Annotated in this window: 15 protein-coding genes; 9 read left to right on the top strand and 6 right to left on the bottom strand. The window is 71.8% G+C overall.

The genetic code is table 11. The annotated features are described in order from the left end of the window. The first annotated feature begins 207 nt into the window (after positions 1 to 207). The 3 genes from ACFQ53_RS13145 to ACFQ53_RS13135 are packed head-to-tail and all read left to right on the top strand — an operon-like array spanning position 208 to position 3438. A complete protein-coding gene (locus ACFQ53_RS13145; protein WP_377860372.1) occupies positions 208 to 1566 on the top strand; it encodes an extracellular solute-binding protein in 1359 nt (452 codons plus the stop codon). Then, complete coding sequence (locus ACFQ53_RS13140) at positions 1563 to 2531, top strand: carbohydrate ABC transporter permease (protein ID WP_377860370.1); 969 nt, start codon at positions 1563 to 1565, stop codon at positions 2529 to 2531. The genes ACFQ53_RS13145 and ACFQ53_RS13140 overlap by 4 nt, the downstream gene beginning before the upstream one ends. A gap of 1 nt (position 2532) precedes the next feature. Next, the gene (locus ACFQ53_RS13135) at positions 2533 to 3438 is read left to right on the top strand and encodes a carbohydrate ABC transporter permease (protein ID WP_377860368.1); all 906 of its coding nucleotides are present in this window, start codon (positions 2533 to 2535) and stop codon (positions 3436 to 3438) included. Here ACFQ53_RS13135 and ACFQ53_RS13130 read toward each other — a convergent pair. Both ACFQ53_RS13130 and ACFQ53_RS13125 read right to left on the bottom strand, forming a co-directional pair. Continuing rightward, entirely contained in the window at positions 3416 to 4459 is a 1044-nt protein-coding gene (locus tag ACFQ53_RS13130; protein WP_377860366.1) for a glycosyl hydrolase family 32, read from the bottom strand. The genes ACFQ53_RS13135 and ACFQ53_RS13130 overlap by 23 nt on opposite strands. Further along, positions 4449 to 5570: a glycoside hydrolase family 172 protein gene (locus ACFQ53_RS13125; protein WP_377860364.1), complete on the bottom strand. Its 1122-nt coding sequence runs from the start codon at positions 5568 to 5570 to the stop codon at positions 4449 to 4451. The genes ACFQ53_RS13130 and ACFQ53_RS13125 overlap by 11 nt, the downstream gene beginning before the upstream one ends. 351 nt (positions 5571 to 5921) lie before the next feature. Between ACFQ53_RS13125 and ACFQ53_RS13120 the strand changes: the two genes are divergently transcribed. Next, a complete protein-coding gene (locus tag ACFQ53_RS13120; RefSeq protein WP_377860362.1) occupies positions 5922 to 7109 on the top strand; it encodes a DUF4185 domain-containing protein in 1188 nt (395 codons plus the stop codon). 30 nt (positions 7110 to 7139) lie between these two features. Here ACFQ53_RS13120 and ACFQ53_RS13115 read toward each other — a convergent pair whose 3' ends face one another. Next, a complete protein-coding gene (locus ACFQ53_RS13115) occupies positions 7140 to 7778 on the bottom strand; it encodes a TetR family transcriptional regulator (protein ID WP_377860360.1) in 639 nt (212 codons plus the stop codon). Positions 7779 to 7896: 118 nt separating this feature from the next. Here ACFQ53_RS13115 and ACFQ53_RS13110 point away from each other — a divergent pair, with 118 nt between their 5' ends. After that, entirely contained in the window at positions 7897 to 9636 is a 1740-nt protein-coding gene (locus ACFQ53_RS13110) for a CocE/NonD family hydrolase (protein WP_377860359.1), read from the top strand. Positions 9637 to 9670: 34 nt separating this feature from the next. Here ACFQ53_RS13110 and ACFQ53_RS13105 read toward each other — a convergent pair whose 3' ends face one another. The 3 genes from ACFQ53_RS13105 to ACFQ53_RS13095 form a co-directional block, all read right to left on the bottom strand. Beyond that, positions 9671 to 11044: an alpha/beta fold hydrolase gene (locus tag ACFQ53_RS13105; RefSeq protein WP_377860357.1), complete on the bottom strand. Its 1374-nt coding sequence runs from the start codon at positions 11042 to 11044 to the stop codon at positions 9671 to 9673. A 77-nt stretch (positions 11045 to 11121) separates the two neighbouring features. Further along, positions 11122 to 12216 (bottom strand): LacI family DNA-binding transcriptional regulator, encoded by a 1095-nt coding sequence (locus ACFQ53_RS13100; RefSeq protein WP_377860355.1) that lies wholly within the window; start codon positions 12214 to 12216, stop codon positions 11122 to 11124. Continuing rightward, the gene (locus ACFQ53_RS13095; RefSeq protein ID WP_377860352.1) at positions 12213 to 13088 is read right to left on the bottom strand and encodes a DeoR/GlpR family DNA-binding transcription regulator; all 876 of its coding nucleotides are present in this window, start codon (positions 13086 to 13088) and stop codon (positions 12213 to 12215) included. The genes ACFQ53_RS13100 and ACFQ53_RS13095 overlap by 4 nt, the downstream gene beginning before the upstream one ends. Positions 13089 to 13395: 307 nt before the next feature. Here ACFQ53_RS13095 and ACFQ53_RS13090 point away from each other — a divergent pair, with 307 nt between their 5' ends. The 4 genes from ACFQ53_RS13090 to ACFQ53_RS13075 are packed head-to-tail and all read left to right on the top strand — an operon-like array spanning position 13396 to position 17136. Next, on the top strand, positions 13396 to 14274 hold the full coding sequence (locus ACFQ53_RS13090; RefSeq protein WP_377860350.1) for an SIS domain-containing protein: 879 nt from the start codon (positions 13396 to 13398) through the stop codon (positions 14272 to 14274). 20 nt (positions 14275 to 14294) lie between these two features. Then, on the top strand, positions 14295 to 15263 hold the full coding sequence (locus ACFQ53_RS13085) for an ROK family protein (protein ID WP_377860348.1): 969 nt from the start codon (positions 14295 to 14297) through the stop codon (positions 15261 to 15263). Next, complete coding sequence (locus tag ACFQ53_RS13080; RefSeq protein WP_377860346.1) at positions 15260 to 16282, top strand: 1-phosphofructokinase family hexose kinase; 1023 nt, start codon at positions 15260 to 15262, stop codon at positions 16280 to 16282. The genes ACFQ53_RS13085 and ACFQ53_RS13080 overlap by 4 nt, the downstream gene beginning before the upstream one ends. Then, positions 16279 to 17136, top strand: coding sequence for a class II fructose-bisphosphate aldolase (locus ACFQ53_RS13075; protein WP_377860344.1), 858 nt, complete (start codon positions 16279 to 16281; stop codon positions 17134 to 17136). The genes ACFQ53_RS13080 and ACFQ53_RS13075 overlap by 4 nt, the downstream gene beginning before the upstream one ends. Positions 17137 to 17158: the final 22 nt, after the last annotated feature.

Genomic DNA, 17158 nt, shown 5'->3' with positions numbered 1-17158 from the left:
ACCGCACGGCGCCGCCCGCGACTGTTGACCGGGCACCCACCCCTCTCTACACTCGGCGTAAACGATTTCTCCCGTCCGGGAGAGCGCCGCGGATGTCCGTCGGACCCGATGGAGGGATCCGACATGACGGGCACGGCGGATTCGGGCACACGGTGCAAGGACGCACCGGAAGAACGGTGCAGCGACGCACCGGGAGAGAGGCATCCGATGCGCAGAAGGACACTCCTCACCACCGCGGCGGCCGGCGCGGCAGCCGTCTCCCTGGCGGCGTGCGGCAGCGGCGCGCCCGGCGAGAAGGCCAAGGACTCGAGGGCGAAGAACCGCACGAACGTCGAGTTCTGGGGCTCGGTGTTCACGACCCCCGAGAACGCCTGGTACAAGAAGGTCGTCGAGGACTTCAACGACGCGCAGGAGGACGTGTTCGTCAACTACCAGGTGATCCCCGCGGACGCCTGGGACCAGAAGCTCAAGGCCGCGCAGGCCGCCGGCAACGCCCCGGACATGTACATCCAGGCGGGCCGCCTGGACACCGGTGCCCGCACCGGGCTCCTCCACCCCCTGGACGACCTCATCGACGCCTCCGTCTTCGACGAGATCACCGACCAGGCCAAGGAGATCTCCCAGTACCAGGGCCAGTGGTACGGCTTCCCGCTGCTGCTCGAGCCGCAGATGACGCTGCTGTGGAACAAGGACCTCTTCGAGAAGGCCGGCCTGGACCCGGAGAAGCCGCCGACGACCTGGGACGAGATGTACGACGCGTGCGAGAAGATCGCGCCGCTCATGAAGAACGGGCAGTTCTGCGTGGGCACGGCCGCGGACCCGGGCACCTTCGGCTGGACCACGGTCGCCTCGCAGGAGCACGTCGCCGGGCACCTGCCGATCTCCGACGACTGGTCGAAGGCCGACGCGGAGGACCCCAAGTACGAGGACCTCATCGGCTTCTACAAGACCCTGCAGGAGAACAAGTGGATGCCGCGCCAGCCCCTGGGCGCGGGCAACTCCGCGCAGCCCTTCGGCGAGGCCAAGGTCGCGATGCTCTCCCAGGGCTCGTGGGCGATGTCGGAGATCGCCGCCGACTATCCCGACATGGTCGAGAAGACGGGGATGGCGCCCTGGGTCCAGAACGACGGCGACCTGGAGAAGTCCATCTCCACGATCGGCAACATGAAGTGGCTGATCGACGCGAAGGCGAAGGAGCCCGAGGCCACGGCGACGTTCTTCACCTGGGCGCTCGGCGGGGACCCCGAGGTCCTCAAGCCCTTCTTCGTGGACACCCAGTTCACCAAGGCGCCCGCCCGGCAGAAGGTGGCCGACGCGGTCGACGCGGACCCGAAGTCGAAGGACGCGCCGTGGTCCACGGTGGTCTTCGAGGACATCGTTCCCCACTGCGTCCCGGAGTCGCAGTACCCCGTCGACATCAACGAGGCCATGGGCGACGCGATCCAGGCGGGCATGACCGGTGAGTCCTCGGCGAAGGACGCCCTGAAGAAGGCGAACACCGAGATCCAGAAGGTCATCGACCGCGAGGACCTCGCGAAGGTGCGCAAGGAGATGGACAAGAAGTGAGCGTCGCCGACGAGACGTCGGCGCCGGCCCGTCCGACCCCGCCGACCCCGCGGGCCCCGGCGACCCCGCCGTCGGAGCGTCTGCGGTCCACGCCCCCGCGCAGGGACTCGCTGATGGCCTACATCATGCTGGCGCCGGTGCTGGTGCTGCTGTCGATCTTCGTGCTGTGGCCCGCGGTCCAGGCCGTCTACCTGAGCTTCTTCGACTGGAGCTTCTACACGTCGTCCCAGTTCGTGGCGTGGAAGAACTACGCGAACGTGCTCGGCGACGACAGGTTCTGGCAGGCGATCCTGCGGGGTCTCGAGTTCGTGCTGATGACGGTTCCCGTCTCGCTCGTGCTCTCGTTCCTCATCGCCTCGCTCGCCGTCTCGGTCTCCCAGAAGGTGTCCACCCTCCTGAAGATCAGCGTCTACATCCCCTCGGTGATCTCCGGCGTGATCGCCTCGATCACCTTCGTGATGATCTACGACTACTCCGGGGGCATCCTCAACGCGCTCATCAACATCGTGGGCCTGCCCAACCAGGCATGGCTGGGCGACCCGCGCTGGGCGCTCGGGGCGATCGCCCTGCCCGCCGTCTGGCTTGGCCTGGGCATCTCCACCCTGATCATGATCGCGGCACTGCTCGACGTCCCGCAGAGCTTCTACGAGGCGGCGGGGCTCGAGGGCGCCTCGTGGTGGCAGCGCACCCGGTTTATCACGCTCCCGCAGATCAAGAACGTGCTGCTGTTCCTGCTGGTCACGGGATTCGTGGGCTCGATCCAGCAGTACGAGCTGCCGCTGGTGATGACGGCGGGCGGACCCCAGCACGCCACCGAGCTCCCGAACCTCTTCATCTTCAACCACTTCCGGCAGGACACGTACGTCGGCTACTCGATCGCGGCGGCGCTGCTGCTGTTCGTGGTGCTCGGGTCGATCTCCTCGATCATCTTCCGGATCGTGAACTCCGAGAAGCTGGTGGACTGACATGGCGATCGCACCGACCATCCCCGCCATCGAGCCCGCCGCAGAGACCCGGATCCCGACGCGAAGCAGGCATCGCCGCAGGCTCACCCCCGCCCGCGCCGCGATCCTCGCCCTGAAGTTCGTCGCGGGCGCGATCATCGTGGGTCTCGCCCTGTTCCCGCTGGCCTGGATGGTGATCTCCGGGTTCAAGCTGCGCACCGAGGTGGTGCGCACGCCCTTCCAGTTCTTCCCGGACGTCTGGGAGGTGCAGAACTACGTCCAGATCCTCAGCGATCCGTCGTTCGTGCGCACGCTGGCGATCACAGGGCTCGGCGCGGTCATCTTCACGACCGGCTCCATCCTCATCAACTCCATGGCCGCCTACGCGTTCGCGCGGCTGGAGTTCGTGGGCAAGCGGATCGTCTGGCCGCTGGTGCTGATGACCATGTTCATCCCCGGCATGACGATCCTGCTCACGAGCTTCATCGTGGTCACCAAGCTGTACATGCTCGACACCCTCGCGGTGCTGATCCTGCCGGGGCTGGCCTCCGCGGCACACGTGTTCTTCGTGCGCCAGTTCTACCTGAACATCCCCTCGAGCCTCGAGGAGGCGGCGCGCGTGGACGGCTGCGGACGCTGGGGCGTGTACTTCCGCGTGTTCCTGCCGCTGTCCAAGGCGCCGTTCGTGGTGGTGGGCATCGGCTCGTTCATGGCCTACTGGAACAGCTTCGTCTGGCCGGTCCTCACCATCACGAACCCCGACCTGTTCCAGGTCCAGCAATACCTCGCGAACTTCCGCGGGGAGCGCTCGAGCGAGCTCGGCCTGCTCATGGCGGGCTCCGCGCTCGCGGCCGCGCCGATCATCATCCTGTTCCTGATCTTCCAGCGCCAGATCATCGCGAACATCAAGATGGCCGGGCTGAAGTGATCGTCAGCGGGCGGATGCTGAGCCCGCCCCTCCCCCAGCCCCCGCCGGTGACCCACAGACGCGAGGGGTCCTCGGGATCGACGACGATCTCCGCGCAGTGCTCGTCGAGGTCGACGTCCAGGGCTCCCGCGTCCTCGAAGCGCTCGGGGTCGCGCGAGAAATAGGCGAGGGTCCGGTCGTACTGACCGGACTCGCAGACGAACAGGATCCAGCCGAGCGGCTCGTCGGCCTCGCTCGAACCGATCACCCCTCCGACCCCGTCTGCACCGTCGGGCCCACCGGCCCCGTCGGCCGCGCCGCTCCCGACGAGCCCGATCGAACCGTCCGGGAGCACCGGCACCACGAACGGGGATTCGGTGGGGCCGCCGACGGTCCCGCTCTGCGCGGACCGGTAGGCCACGCGCGGCGCCGACCAGGTGACGAGATCGCTGCTCTCTCGCACCGAGACCTCGTGGAAGCCGCCGTCCGGCCGCGAGGTGCGCGTGCAGTACATGAGCCAGCGCCCGCCCTGGCGCAGCACCATCGGGTCGCGGGCGTCGAAGCCGTCCTCGCAGAGCGGCCCGCCCGCGTGGTGCTCCCAGGCGAACAGGTCGGTGCTGGTGGCGAGCTCGATCCGGTATCGCGTGTGGTCCGCGGTGCCGCCGCAGTAGAACATCCAGAAGCGGCCGTCGTGACGGATCACGTGCGGCGCCCAGACATGGGTCTCCCCCAGGTCCGTGCGGGCGTGCATCACGGGGTCGTGGATGCTCCACTCCGGCGCCTCGAGCGAGGGCGTCGAGGCGTGCAGGAAGAACGTCTCGTCCAGCGGGGCGGCGGGCTCAGGATGCCAGATGCCGAAGACGTGCCAGATGCCGTGCGCGTCGCGCACGAGCGTGTGGTCGTTGATGTACCAGGGCGTACCCGGCGACGGGGAGGCGTCGAGCAGATGGCGCTTGCGGCCGGGGCGCAGGACGACGGGCGGGGAATCGGCCGGGCCCTCGAGCGGGGCGCGGCTCCCCTCGGCTCGGGGCTCAGGTGACATCCATGCCGTCCCAGGTCGGGGTCTGCCAGTGCGGGTCCTCGGCGAAGGGGGCGTGCGGCTCCGTCTGGTACCAGAAGGCGGTGGTCGCGACGTCCTCGCGCAGCGGGCGGTAGCGCACCTTGCCGTCGACGGGCCGGGCGAAGCCGAGGGCCTGGACGGTGACGCGGAGCCGCTCGCGGAAGCGGATCGGATCGGGCACGTGCCAGCGGTACATGCCGAAGCGGGTGAGGGAGTCGCCGAAGCCGTCGGGGCGGATCACCTGCGGCATCCCGAGGTACGGCGTCGAGTACTCGGCGTAGGCGCCGGCGGGGTGCTCGAAGGCCCAGGCGCCGCCCACGTAGTCCTCGGTGCCGGTCCCGCAGATCGTAGGGAAGATGCTCGGCGCCTCGAGGCCCTCGCCGCCCTCACCGTGGCGCGCCCCCTCGAGGTCGTCGTCGATGTAGACCTTCACCTCGCCCTCGCCCCACCAGGCGGTGCGGTGGGACTCCCACGCGAGGTAGGTGCCGACGTAGTGCCCGGCGCCCCGCACGCCGTCGAGGACGACGTGCGGTGACTGGGCGTCCACGGGGTCGGAGCGCCGCCACTGCGCGTGCAGGCGCAGGTCGCGCCCGGTGACGTCCTCGAAGGAGCCGGTGACCTGGTAGAAGAAGCCCTCGATCGGCTCGGTGGAGAGGTTCTCGATCTCCATGCGCGCACGGCGCGAGAACGGCATCGGCCAGTAGCAGTTCAGCCCTCCGGCGGGGGCGACGGTCACCATCTGCGAGGTCACGGGCGCAAACCGGGCCCAGCCCTGGCAGAAGAAGTCGCCCAGCGGCACCTCGATCGACGGCTCGTCCTCGTCGTCCCAGAACACGCGCAGCACGAGGGACCGCAGGTGCTCGGGCAGCACGGTGATCCACATGTGCTGGATGATCCCGGGGCCCTCGACGTCGACGAAGGCGCGCGTGCTGCGCCCGGGCAGGTCGATGCACGGGGACTTCTTCCAGCCGATGGGCAGCTCGCGCGACGCCCAGGCGGTCTCGTGCTCGCCGTGCTCGGCGCGTCCGCCCTGCCCGGGCTCACCGGTGGGGTTCTCGGCGCTGATCGAGAAGGTGCGCGCCTCGGAGAGCACCGTGAGATCGGGGGCCGGCGGTCCCTGTGGCGGGGGTCCGGAGTGCGGCGGTGGGGTCGCGTGCATCGGCAGCCCGTTCTCCGCAGGCGCGCGCTCCGACGCTGGAGCGCGGCCTCGCGGGTCGCTAAACGTTTTCGCGGATTCCGGCCACTCTAGAGGTGCCCGTGCGGGAAGTAAACGTCGGCCGGGCGGTCGACGCAGGATACTCGCGCTCAGTGACGCGCTTGCGTGTCGCCGATGGGGACTTCTCGTCCAGTCCTTGTCGCGAGTAAACGATTGCCAGGGTGCGCTGCTCTCGGTACAGTGCGGGGCGCATGCGACGGCGCATGCGCACCGACGAAGGGGTCCACCGTGCACCACGCACCCGACGACCGGAACTCTCCCGACGACGCCTCGATCCCCCGCTCCTCCGTGCTGCGCGGCGGGGCCCTCGCGATCGGCGCCGGCACCCTCGGCGCTGCGGCGCTCGCGCAGACGGCGAGCGCGCCCGCCGCCGACGCCGCCCCCAGGCCGCTCCCGAACCCGAGATACCGTCGCCCGCGCGTGACCCGCACGGCGACCCTCACCGGCCCCGGCATCACCACGGAGTACGGCTTCGAGGCGACAGACCTGGGCGTCCCCTGCCGCACACCGGACGGTCGCCTCCTCGTGGTCTTCGGCGACACCTTCGAGGGCGCGAAGGTGGGCTCGGGCCGCTGGACCTCACCCGTCGCCCTGTACGCGAAGGACCGGCGCCGACCCGCCGTGGGCGGCCTGCACTGGACGGGCGCGGTGGGTGGGGAGCGCGCCGAGCAGCTCATCGACTACGACCACGGCGGCGAGATCAGCACGTACCTGCCCGGGGACGTGATCACCCTGGGCGACACCATGCACCTGTGGGTGCTGGCCAACGCCGGTTTCGGGAACGTGGTGCGCACGGAGATCTGGTCCTCCCAGGACTCCGGGGAGACCTGGGAGCGCGGCGCGGAGATGTTCCCCGGCGACCACCTGGGAGGCCTCTCCCAGCAGGCGACCTGGTGCAAGGACCCGTCCAGCGACTGGGTGTACCTGCTGACCACGGGCTTCCAGCGCGACAAGGGCGCGATCCTGCAGCGGGTGAAGGACGCGAAGATCCTCGACGCCTCGGCGTACGAGACCTTCGGGCCGACCGACGAGGCGAAGACGACCTGGGAGTGGGGCGCGGACCCGGAGCCCGTGGTCGGCGGCTCCGTGGGCGAGATGTGCCTGCGCACGGTCGAGGACCGCTTCGTGCTCACCTTCTTCAACGCAGGGCTCTACCGGATCGACCTCCTCGCCGCGACATCCGTGACCGGTCTGCGCGAAGAACCGTTCTCGGAGACCCTGCTGTGGGGCTGCAACTGGGGACACGAGGACGATGAGCGCGTGGCGCAGCTCTACGGCGGGTACATCGTGCCCGGCTCGACCCTCGACGACCTCCACCTCACCGTCTCGCAGTGGCGCACGGGACCGGACTGGCCGTATCACGTGCAGCAATTCAGGGTGCAGGGCCTGGCCAAGGGCATCCGCGCGGAGAGCTGAGCGCGACGGGGCGTCGACGCCGCGTCGGCGCTACGTCCCCGCGAGGATCTCCTGCACCGCGGGGGCGAGCACCTCGACGACCTGCTCCGTGTCGGCCTCGGCGAGCGCGGGCACTCCGATCACGCGCCGTCCCATCACCACTCCCACGAGCATCGCGGAGACCAGACCCGCGCGCACCGCGAGGTCGGACCCCTCCCCCTTCGCGCGTCCGCGCACCCCCTCGAGCAGCCGGGCCTGGATGAAGTCCCTCAGCTGTGCGCGCGCGCCCTCATGGGCGATCGCACCGCGCAGCATCGCCATCAGCGGCTCGGAGACCTGCGCGGATCCCTCCCAGGCGGCGAGGAAGGCGCGCACCACTCGCTCCCCGAGCCCCGCATCCGGCCCCTCGAAGGCGGTCGAGAACTGCGCGAGCGCGGAGTCCGGGAGCTCCATGACCGCCGCGAACAGCCCTTCCTTCGACCCGAAGAACTGCATGACCTGCGAGGGGTCCACTCCGGCATCGCCCGCGACCCCGCGGATCGTGGTGGACGCGAAGCCATCGGCCGCGAAGCGGGCGCGGGCGGCCTCGAGCACCAGCCCGCGCGTGCTCGCCGCGCCCGGCCGACGTCCGGCCCTTCCCGTCGGCCGGTCCGCGCCCGGGGGCCGCTCCGTGTCGTTCCCCGTCGTCATGCCTCGAACCTATCGCGGGCGACACACCCTTCTCAACGCCTGTTGAGTTATTGGCGGGACGGGCATACGCTCGCCGCGTCCTCGCACCGGAGCCGAGGACCCGTCGAGAGGAGCCGCCATGAGCGACGTCCAGAAGATCTTCACCCCCTCGTCCGCGCTGCCGGAGGGCAGGACCGGCGTGCTCACCCCGTTCGATCCGGGCACCCGCACGCTCCCGGCCGGCCACCGCGCCGCGCCCGGGTTCGCCGAACTGCCGGTGGACGTGGTCCTCGAGAAGGACACCCCCGTCACTCTGCGCGACGGCACCGTGATCCACGTGGACGTGTTCCGCCCGACCGGTGCGGAGCAGGTGCCGGTGATCGTGGCTTGGAGCCCGTACGGCAAGGGCCAGGGCACCTCCGACAGCGTGCGCGGCGTGTTCGCGATGGTCGGCCTGGACGACGGCATCGTCTCGGGACTGGAGAAGTTCGAGGGCCCCGATCCGGCGTACTGGTGCGCGCGCGGCTACGCGATCTGCCATCCGGATCCGCGCGGCGTCATCGACTCCGAGGGCGACAGCGTGCTGTGGGACCGCCAGGAGGGTCGCGACTGCTACGACGTGATCGAATGGCTCGCCGAGCAGCCCTGGTGCACCGGCAAGGTCGGCATGAGCGGCACCTCCTACCTCGCCGTCTCGCAGTGGTTCACCGCCGCCGAGCAGCCCCCGCACCTGGCCGCGATCAACCCCTGGGAGGGCGTGAGCGACGTCTACCGGGATCTGGTCCTGCGCGGCGGCATGCCCGACACCGGCTTCGCCGGCCAGCTGCAGCACGGCAGCTTCTTCGGTCGCGGCCGCAAGGAGGACGTGCTGGCCGAGGCGGAGGCGCACCCCCTCATGGACGCGCTGTGGGAGGAGAAGATCCCCGACTTCTCGCGGATCGAGGTGCCCGCGTACGTCGTCGCGAGCTACTCGAACACCCTGCACACCGCCGGCACCTTCCGCGCCTGGCACCGCATGGCCTCGACGCAGAAGTGGCTGCGGATCCACGCCTCCCAGGAGTGGCCCGACTACTACGCGCGCGAGAACGTCGAGGACCTGCGCCGCTTCTTCGACCGTTTCCTGCGCGGCGAGGACAACGACTGGGAGTCGACGCCCAGGGTGCGGTACTCGGTGCTCGACCTCGAGGGCGGTGACCGCACCGGCATCCCCGCCGAGTCCTTCCCGCCCGTCGGCAGCGCCTCGACCCCGTTCTACCTCGACGCCCGCACCCGCCGGCTGACGCCCGAGACCCCCGCAGAGGAGGCGAGCGCCTCCTACGCCGTGGACGCGAACCCCGACCAGGTCTCCTTCCTGCTGCCCTTCGAGCAGGACACCGAGCTCGTCGGGCACCCTTCGGCCCATCTGTTCGTCGAGACCGACGGCGCCCAGGACATGGACCTGTTCGTGCTGGTCCAGAAGCTCGACGCGCAGGGGACGCCGCTGGCGGAGTTCACCGTGCCGAACCATTCGGCCATCGCCCAGGACGTCACCGAGCGCGGCGCGAGCATCCTGCGCTACCGCGGGTCCGACGGACGCCTTCGCGTGTCCCTGCGCCACGAGGACGACGCGCTGTCGAACCCGGAGAACCCCGTCCACACCTTCGATCGCCCGCAGCACCTCGCGGCGGGCGAGGTGGTCGAGGTCGCCATCGACCTGCTGCCCATCGGGCTGTCCTTCCGCACAGGCCAGCAGCTGCGCCTCGTGATCAGCTCCCGGAACCTGCTGGGCACGATGATGCCGGGCATCCGCGAGTACGTCGGGGCGAACCAGGGCCGCCACGTCATCCACACCGGCGGCGAGCATCCCTCGCACCTGCTGCTGCCGGTGATGGGCGGCTGACGGGCACGCGCGGAGCAGGCGCACCCCGCCGGCATCACGCCACGCGAGTGCCCTGCACGATCCCGATCAGGTGATCGAGCACGCCCTCGCCGCTCGCCCGCAGGCCGTTGTGCTGGTACTCGCTGGTGACCCAGCAGGTCGCATCCGGCAGCAGAGAGGCCGTGGCGAGGGAGAACTCCCGGGGGACGTAGGCGTCGTCGTAGTAGACGGCCGCGGCGACGGGCACGTCGGCCGCGCGCAGCGCCTCGGGGTCGTAGAGGGAGGGCCACTCGCGCGCGGCCAGCAGGTCGGCGGCCTGCGCCCAGGGAGCCAGCTCGGGATCCTCGCTGATCGCCTCGCGGTGCATGTGCTCGCCCGCGAGCAGGGTCGCGTCGGCGCGCACCACCTCGGGCATGGTGCGCTCGGCCGCCCAGTCCATGGCCACGCCGTCGGCCCAGCAGGACTCGTGGAGGACCGCGTAGATCGGGTTGCGGCCGCTGAACGGCAGCGCGGCGGCGAGGTCGTGGCGCAGCACGGGGCTGTCGGGCTCATTCTCGAGCAGGTAGTGCAGCTTCTCGGAGCCGCCCGAGGCGCCGAGCAGGTGGCCGAGGCGCCGCAGCCGCTCCATACCCACCAGCTCGCCATCGCCGAGGACAAGCCGGCCTGCAGCGGCCAGCTCGGCGAGGCGGCGCATGCGGTCGCGGTCGCCCGGGAAGCGTGCGTAGTGGGCCTCGCTGCGGCGGATCATGCCCTGCCAGGTGGTCTCGTAGACCACGTCCAGATCTGGGCCGATCTTGGGAAGGCCCCCGGTGAACATCACCGCATCCAGCGACGACGCGTGCGCACTGAGGTAGCGCAGGGCCGTGAACCCGCCGAAGGACTGGCCGAGCAGGCTCCACGTGCTGGCACCGAGGGCCTCGCGGACCAGCTCCGCGTCGCGGGCGATCGCGTCGGCCCGGAAGTGGGAGAGGTAGTCGGCCTGCTGGGTGGGGCTCGCCTCGCGCAGGGTCGCAAGGGCCGGGTGGTCCGCTCCCGGGGGCGCGACGACGTCGATCGCGCCTTCCGGCAGCGCGGTGTCGAGGCCGACGGGGGTCGAGCGACCGGTGCCGCGCTGGTCGAGCATGACCACGCGATAGTCCTGGAGCGCGCGGGAGAGCCACGGCGGGTTGCCCGGATGCGCGCTGGGGCGCGGTGCCTCGGAACCGGGGCCTCCCTGCAGGTAGACGAGCAGGGGACGGTCCTCGCCGCCGGGGGCGGTGGCGACTCGCGCGAAGACCTCGATGCGCGGGCCCGACGGGTCCGTGTGGTCCAAGGGCGCGAGCACCCGCACGTCGGTGAGCGCGAGCCCCGGCAGGGACCAGGTGCTGAGGGAAGGGGAGAGCTGGGAGGCGAGGGCCGACGACGTCGTGGAGCCGGAGGTGGTGGGCATGACGTCCAGCGTAGAGGCCGCAGGTGTGGCCGGCGGACCCTTCGCACGGGAGTTCGGCAGCAGCCCCGTCCCAGGGGTCAGGCGCCGTCAGCCTCGTTGCCGGCGCCGCCGCCGGTCGCGCCACCCGCCCGACTGCCGGCCGCGCCGTCGGTCCCGTCGACCGTGGTGCCGCCCGGGAAGAACTCCCAGTCGAACCGGTGCAGCTGTCCAGGGGCGCCCTCGCGGTCGAGCGCGCGCCCGACGATGATGTCGGCCATGCGCGCGAACACGTCCTGGACGCCGTAGTAGCTGATCGGGCCCAGCATCTGGGCGTCGGCGGGGACGTCGCCGATGGAGATGATCTCGAGGTCGTCGGGGACCGAGATGCCCGCGTGCATGGCGGCGACCTGCAGCGCCATCGCCTGGTAGCCCGTCGAGCAGATGACGGCCGTCGGCCGGGCCGGCCCCTCGAGCCACCGCTGGGAGTACTCGAAGCTCTGCTGTCGATCGACGCCGCTGGCGTGCACGAGGTCGAGGCCGGGCCCGTCGCCGGCCTCGACCGCGGCGTCGAGGAAGGCGTGCGCGCGCGAGGGGAAGTACGGCCGTCGCTCGGGGTCGATCGCCCTCCCGCTCATGAAGAGGACGGCGTCGTGCCGTGCGCGCAGCCGCCGGTAGGCGGCGTGCACCGCCGGCTGGGCCGAGGAGGAGATGACATCGAAGCGCTCGGGCTGGATGCGCTCGCTGAAGGCGACGATCCCACCCTGCCCGCGCGCGAGGTGTCGCACCTGCTCCGGACCTTCGGGCGTGAAGTCGATGCTGGTGACGAAGGAGCAGTCGAAAGCAGAGCCGGAGAGGAACTCGAACCAGCGCTCATCGCCCAGGATCAGGGTCGAGAGATCCTCGGGCAGGGCGCGGTCGCGCACCGCGCCGGCGAGGCTCAGACCCCACGGATCCTCGACAGTGCCCAGGGCCAGGACGATGCCTCCGCTGCGGCCGGTGCGCAGGGAACGGGCATTGCGGTTGGGGACGTAGCCGAGCTCCTCGGCCGCACCCCGCACCTTCGCCTTGGTCTCCGGGGACCCGGAGGAACGCGCGCCCCCGCGCCCCGAGAGCACGAACGACGCGGTCGCGACGGACACTCCTGCCTTCTTCGCGACGTCGGCGAGCGTCACAGGGCGGCCGGCGGCGCTCATCGGCCGCTCCCCCCAGCGAGCACGACCTCGACGCCCGCTTCGCGCAGGGCTGCGACGGCATCGGCATCGGCGTCCGGGTCGGTCACGACGGCGTCGAGACCCTCCGTGGCGCGGATCCGGGCGAAGGCGCCGGCCCCGATCTTCGAGGAATCGGCGAGGACGACGACCTTCTCCGCGCGCTCGGCGAGCCGCGCGGAGATCAGCGCCTCGGCCTCGTCATGGGTGCGGGCGCCGTCGCGCGCGCTGATCCCGTCGACGCCGAGGAACAGCAGGTCGATGCGGATCTGCTCGAGCATGTGCTCCGCCCAGCCGCCCACCAGCTCGAAGCTCCCGCCGCGCACGATGCCGCCGGTGACCACGAGCTGCAGGTGCCGGCGCACCGCGAGCTCCTGGGCGATGTTCAGGGCGTTCGTGACCAGGGTCGTGGGGCGGGAGGCTTCGCGGATGGCGTCGCGCGAGGCGAGCTCGTGCGCGAGGGCGGTCGTGGTGGTGCCGCCGTTCAGGCCCACCACGGTGCCGGGGACCAGCATGTCCACGGCGGCGCGGGCGATCGCGTCCTTCGCATCGGCGTGACGGGTGGAGCGGTAGCGCATGGGCAGGGCGCTCGCGTCGGGATGCGCGGAGGCCCCGCCATGGCTGCGGATCACCAGCTGCTGCTCGGCGAGGCTGTCGAGGTCGCGGCGCACGGTCGCGGGCGAGGTGCCGAGATCGCTCGCGAGCTCGTCCACGCGCACGTGCCCGCGTTCGATGACCAGGTCGAGGATGCGGTCCAGGCGCTGGCGCCGGCCGCGGGCGGGGGTCGTCGAGGAGGTATCGGCGGAAGCCTCGGAGCCGCCCCCCGCGGGGGTGCTCGGCACTGCGTCGCTGGGCACCGGGCGCCTCCTCGTGCTGCGTTCTGCGGTGGGTGTGCGGTCTGGGATCGCTCCATCGAGGGTAAGCGACCCGGGCGGGCGATCGGGGGCGAGTCCGCCGGAAGGGTGTGCTGAGTGGGGTGTGACGGCGCGAGTGCGGCCCGGCGGCCGTCCTGCACCTCGCTCCACACTCTGCGTGACATTGAGCGTTCTGATTCGATATGCTCACAAACAATCATTCAGCGATGCATGGCATTCGTCGCCCACCATCGCGTCCGCCCAGAGCACACCGACCTGACGAGCACCCGCCCCGCACGAAGGAGACGCGATGACCAGCGCGACCGAGAACGAGCTCCGCACCCAGCCCGAGTCCTGGCAGCAGGCGATCGACCTGCTGCCCGAGGTGCGCGACCTGCTGCCGACGCCCGGCGAGCGCGTGCTCATCGTGGGCGCCGGGACCTCGTGGTTCATGGCGATCGCCTATGCGAAGCTCCGCGAGGCCGCAGGCCAGGGCGTCACCGACGCCATCACCCCGACCGAGGTCTCCCCCGCCCGCAGCTACGACCGCGTCATCGCGCTCTCCCGCAGCGGCACCACCACCGAGATCATCGACGTGCTGAAGAACGTCTCGGGCACCCCGAGCGTCCTCCTCACGGCGGTCGCGGAGGGCCCCGCGAGCGAGCACTCCGACGCCGAGATCGTCCTCGACTTCGCCGACGAGACGTCCGTGGTCCAGACGCGCTTCGCCACCAGTGCCCTCGCCCTGCTGCGCGCCTCCCTGGGCGAGGACCTCCGCGGCGCGATCGCCGACGCGGGGACCGTGCTGGGACGCGAGATCGAGCCGTCCTGGATCGAGGCCGACCAGATCACCTTCCTGGGCACCGGTTGGACCAAGGGCCTCGCGGACGAGGCCGGCCTGAAGATGCGCGAGGCCTCGCAGTCCTGGACCGAGTCCTACTACGCGATGGAGTACCGGCACGGGCCGATCGCGATCGCCCAGCCCGGCCGCATCACCTACCAGTTCGGGCCCGCGCCGGAGGGGCTGGCGGCGCAGACCGAGCAGGCCGGATCCGCCTTCGTCGCCTCCGACCTGGATCCGCTGGCCCAGCTCGTCGCCGTCCACCTGTGGGCCGTGCGCCGCGCCGAGGCGAAGGGCCTGGACCCCGACGCCCCGCGCCACCTCACCCGCGCCGTCCACCTGGGCTGAGAGCACCGATGACGAGCACGATGCCCTCTGCCCCGGCGCGCCCCGCGATCGGGGTCGACGTCGGCGGCACCCGCACGAAGATCGGCGCCGTCGCGGCCGACGGCGCCCTCAGCGTCCCCTACTCGCTGCCCACGCCGCACGAGCCGGCCGAGCTGGCCGCGATGATCGCCGAGCAGACGGCGCGGCTGCGCGGGCTGGCCCACCTCGATGCCGACACCCCCGTGGGCGTCGCGGTGCCGGGGATCATCGACGAGGAGCGCGAGGTCGTCGAGCTCGCCGTCAACCTGGGATGGAAGGAGCTCGCGCTCGGGCAGCTGCTGCGCGAGCACCTCGACGCCCCGCTCGCCCTCGCGCACGACGTGCGCGCCGGCGGGATGGCCGAGGCGGCCTGGGGCGCGGGACGCCTGTTCACCCAGCGCCCCGCCGCCGGCGGCGCGGGAGCCCCGCCGCTCGCCGACCTCATCTTCGTCCCGATCGGCACCGGGATCGCCGCGGCCGTCGTGCACGACGGCGCCGTCTTCGGCGACCGCTTCACCGGCGAGATCGGACAGGTGCGCGTCGAGGAGCCGTTCACGGGGCGGATGATGCGCCTCGAGGAGGTCGCCTCGGCCTCCGCCATCGGCCGCCGCTTCGCCGAGCAGCTCGACCCCGACGCCCACTCCCTCGTCACCACCGACGGCGGGCGCCCCGCCGCCCGCGCCGTCGTGGATCGCGCCCGCGCGGGCGATGCGGACGCCGAGAAGATCCTGTTCAGCGCCCTCGACACCCTGGGCCAGGCGCTCGCGACGATCATCTCGAGCGTGGGCACGCTGCCCGTCGTCATCGGCGGCGGTCTGGCCGAAGGGGGACCGATCGTGCTGGACACCCTCGAGGCGTCGATCTCCGGACGCCTGGGCGTCGTGCCCACTCCCCCGGTGCTCCCCTCGTCGCTGGGCATGTGGGCCGGCTGCCAGGGCGCCGGGCTGGCGGGGATGGTGCGCGCGTCATGATCCTGGTCCTCACCCCGAACCCCGCGCTCGACGTCACCTACGAGGTCGCCGGCCCCCTCCCCGTGCACGGCGAGCAGCGCGTGCAACGGGTGCGGACCGTCGCCGGAGGGAAGGGCGTGAACGTCGCCCGCGTGCTCGCCGCGCTCGGCGAGAGCTCGGTGCTCGTCGGCCCTGTCGGCGGGGCCTCCGGCGAGGAACTCGTGGGGCTGCTCGACGGCCACGGCGCCGCCCAGCACGGCGTCGTCGAGCAGGCATGGACGCGCGTCGCGGGGGCGACCCGCCGGACCGTGACCGTCGTCGACCCCGAGGGAGCGACCGGCTTCTACGAGCCCGGCCCGCTGCTCTCCCCCGACGAGCGCGACCGCGTCCTCGCGGGCGTCCGCGAACGCGCGCAGAGCGCCGACGTCGTCGTGATCAGCGGGTCCCTCGCTCCGGGCATGACCGGCGAGGACGTGAACACCCTGGTCGCCGAGCTGCGCGGGGCGGGCCTGCCGGTCGTCGTCGACACCTCGGGACCGGCCCTGCTGGATGCCGCCCGCGCGGGCGCCTCGGTGCTCAAGCCGAATCTCGGCGAAGTGCGCGCGGCCACCGGGATCGACGAACCGATCGACGCCTGCCGCTCGCTCATCGCGCGGGGCGCGGGCGCAGTGCTGTGCTCGCTGGGGCCCGAGGGCATGCTCGCCGTCACGGCCGATGCGGCCCTTCGCGCGACACCGCCGCGTCCACTCAGCGGCAATCCCACGGGCGCGGGTGACGCCTCCGTCGCCGCCGCCTCCCGCGCCCTTTCCCGTGGTGATGCGCTCCCCGACCTGCTGCGCAGCGCCGTCGCCGTCAGCGCGAGCGCCGTGACGCGGCCCGTCGCCGGTGAGATCGACCGGGCACTCGCGCAGGAGCTGCGCGGCGCGATCGCCGTCGAACAGGTCCCCTCCGCATCGACCGTTCCGGCCGTCCCGGGCCCCACGGCGCCCACGGCCTCCACGGCTCCCACGCCTCCCTCTCACCCCCTGGAGCAGCCATGACACTCAGCGCCCTCGCGCCCCTGGCCGAGCACGCCCGCGCCGCGCACCGCGGCCTCGCCGCCTTCAACGTCGTCCACATCGAGAACGCCGAGGCGTTCTCCGCCGCGGCGGAGCGGACCGGCCTGCCGATCGTCATGCAGATCAGTCAGAACGCCGCGACGTACCACGGCGCGCTCGCCCCGATCGCGCTCGCGACCCTCGAGATCGGCCGGCGCTGCGCCCAGGACGTCGTCGTCCACCTCGACCACGCCGACGACCTCGACCTCGTGGACGAGGCGCTCGCGCTGGGCTTCACCTCGATCATGTACGACGGCTCGAAGCTGCCGGACGCCGAGAACCGCGCGCGCACCCAGGAGGTCGCCCGGAAGGCGCACGCGCGCGGGGTGAGCGTCGAAGCCGAGCTCGGTGAGGTGGGCGGCAAGGACGGCGTGCACGACCCGTCGGCCCGCACGGACCCGGGCGACGCCGCGCAGTTCGTCGCGGACACGGGCGTGGACCTGCTCGCGGTGGCCGTCGGCTCCTCGCACGCCATGACCACGCGCGACGCGGCCCTGGACCTCGACCTGATCACGGCGATCGCCGAGCGGGTCGAGGCGCCGCTCGTGCTGCACGGCTCCTCGGGCGTGAGCGATCAGGGGATCCGCGACGCCGTCGCCGCCGGGATGACGAAGATCAACGTGTCCACGCACCTGAACAAGGTCACCACCGGTGCCGTCCGCGAGATCCTCACGGGCGAGGAGCCGCCGGCCGACACCCGCAGGTGGTTCGGGCCCGGTCGCGACGCCGGTCGCGACGAGGCCGCGCGCCTGCTCGAGGTGATCGCCGGGCGGCAGCCCGTGCACGGGCGGAACTAGGCTGGTGCTCGGACCCGGGTCC

Origin of the sequence: Brachybacterium sp. NPDC056505, from assembly GCF_042794925.1 — a bacterium.
GTDB lineage: Bacteria > Actinomycetota > Actinomycetes > Actinomycetales > Dermabacteraceae > Brachybacterium > Brachybacterium kimchii.
Note: the sequence above shows the minus strand (reverse complement) of the source record. Positions and strands in the feature narration are given on the sequence as shown.